At 41.4% G+C, this 2,174-nt stretch carries 2 protein-coding genes and 1 tRNA gene; all 3 read right to left on the bottom strand.

What is annotated here, in order from left to right:
• Positions 1–233 precede the first annotated feature (233 nt).
• Positions 234–320, bottom strand: a tRNA-Leu gene (locus tag A3766_RS22865).
• Positions 321–439: 119 nt separating this feature from the next.
• The gene (locus tag A3766_RS22860; RefSeq protein WP_068514858.1) at positions 440–1,642 is read right to left on the bottom strand and encodes a MalM family protein; all 1,203 of its coding nucleotides are present in this window, start codon (positions 1,640–1,642) and stop codon (positions 440–442) included.
• Between the two features lie 6 nt (positions 1,643–1,648).
• Positions 1,649–2,174, bottom strand: a 526-nt coding sequence (locus tag A3766_RS22855) for an OmpP1/FadL family transporter (protein WP_197479693.1), incomplete at its 5' end; no start/stop codon positions are given.

Raw genomic sequence — 2,174 nt, 5'->3', positions numbered from 1 at the left:
CTTGAGCAGGCTAAAAGAGAGAGTGACATTAAAAGCAGAAGAATAATTCTAGAAATATGCACTGTGATCTCCTAAGCACTTAAATTAAGATATAACACAACCTAAAGCAGTTTGTTCTATTAAGTAAATAAAACCCTACCTGGCGGCCGTATTTGGAGAATAAAGGCTGAATATTTGTTTTAACTTGGGAAAACTTGTTAAGTTAGATCGACTTTTGATAACTAAGAAAGGATTGGTACCAGTGGGCGGACTCGAACCGCCACGTCCCGAAGGACAAGGGATTTTGAATCCCTCATGTCTACCAATTTCATCACACTGGCCCAGATGCGGCGCATTATACGCCATACAGAAAAATGATCAACCGCTATCAATGATTTTATTTATATTTACTCATGTAATTAGCAACTTACCTAAGAATAAAGCCGCAAGGAGAAACTAGCTAATTATCTTCAACTAACAATTTTAGCTCCAGAGTACCTATTTCCATATGCTCAATAGAAATAAGCTCTTCGTCACTTTCAATACTGGATGTTTGCCCAAGAATATCTCTGGTAGTGTTAACCAATAGAAATCGTTCACCACCATCCTTAGTAGAGTCAAGCTGAAAAAAGCCCTCTAAATAACCATGAGCGAGCCAAGTTTCAGAATGATACTTTAATAAGGGGCCCGTAAATATACGCAGTGGCTGCTTATCGCTATCCAAAGTAACTAACTGAGGAAAGAATACACCATTATCAATGCCAAAACGTTTATGACGCCGTACAAAGCTTCTTATGCTTAAAGCTTGCTTTTCTTTGGTTTGCGGTAAGCTCAACAACAAAAAACGACTATCGCCACCTGAAAACCGATAAGGTAGCTGATCTTCGTTCATTTCATAGTAGTGAGCTTTACCTAATTCAAGTTCGATAAAGTCAACATTTGGTAGTGTTTGGCAGCAAGTACTTGAGAAACCATCAAAGTAGTCATCAGAAGTAAAGTTTTTAGCAAACAAAGCCGCGGCAAAAGGGTCAGCGCTTTCAGGAAGGTCGGCACTGGCTGCGGACTTCTCCAAAACACTTGCTTCCGTAAATTCGATTTTTTTCTCTCTTTCTTTTTCGAGAGCAGCCTGGACAGCATCAGCGTCATAATCAATATTGCGAACCGTTCCATCAGCATCGACTACTGTATAGTAGCGAGAACCTTCACTACTCGGTCGCCCACCGTCGATTAATAGCTTATCACCATCCACAAATTCCTCAGAGTTAACGCGCGTTGCATCGAAATCGTTAAGTGGTGGCGCCCTACGAATAGCGCCAAGAACCTTAGAGCGCTCTAATCTTTCGGTTTCAATATATTCTTTTTCAAAAGGACTTAAGGAATCACCAACATCACCAAGATATTCATTGTCGGTTACGTTCTGGGATTTTGGACTAACAGGTGGTTCAGGAGGCAGCTCTAACTTTGCTTGCTGCTGAGGCTCTTCAGGTTCTGGCTGTGAGTCGATGACAGGCACATCGGCTTGCTGAGCATCATCTACCTTCTTTGCGGAATATCCACCAAAGCTATCTTGTTCAACACTATAGCGTTCAGCAAGAGCTTCCAAAGAAAAGACACACAAAGCTACAAGCAATACTACAGTCGATCTCGAATAGTTCAGCTTCATATAGACCTAGAATTTTCGGTTAAAAGAAATACCCATTCCAAATACTCGAGATGTAAACTTCACATTCAAGCCCGCATAGGGGTTATAAATTACGTTAGTCAAATTCGTACAGTTCAAATTACAACTTGTATTAGAAGGAATGTAATCATCAGACTGCATATAGAATATGCTTGCACTGATATCGGTTCGTTTATCCCACTTGTAGCCAAACCCGGTACCCCACATTTTCATATCACCAACGGGAAGCGGACCAAAAACATCACGCTCGGCTGGTGAAGTTCGTAACTCTAACCCAAACCTGACATCCAGACGAGAATTAACATGCTTAGTTAAACCGAAACCAAAGTGCCAGGTATCACGTAAGCCAATAGGCAAAGTCAGAGAACGACCTGTGACCAACCCCGACAATAGTCGAGCTGTTGTTAGCATTTCCAGAGTTCTATCAAAGTAAAAAGTCCATTCTTCCCACTGACTCCAATCAGTCCATGTCGCATCCACATTGAGGGTATAATCAGGAGTAAGGCGAACTCTC

It is taken from the genome of Oleiphilus sp. HI0132 (assembly GCF_001635845.1).
Note: the sequence above shows the minus strand (reverse complement) of the source record. Positions and strands in the feature narration are given on the sequence as shown.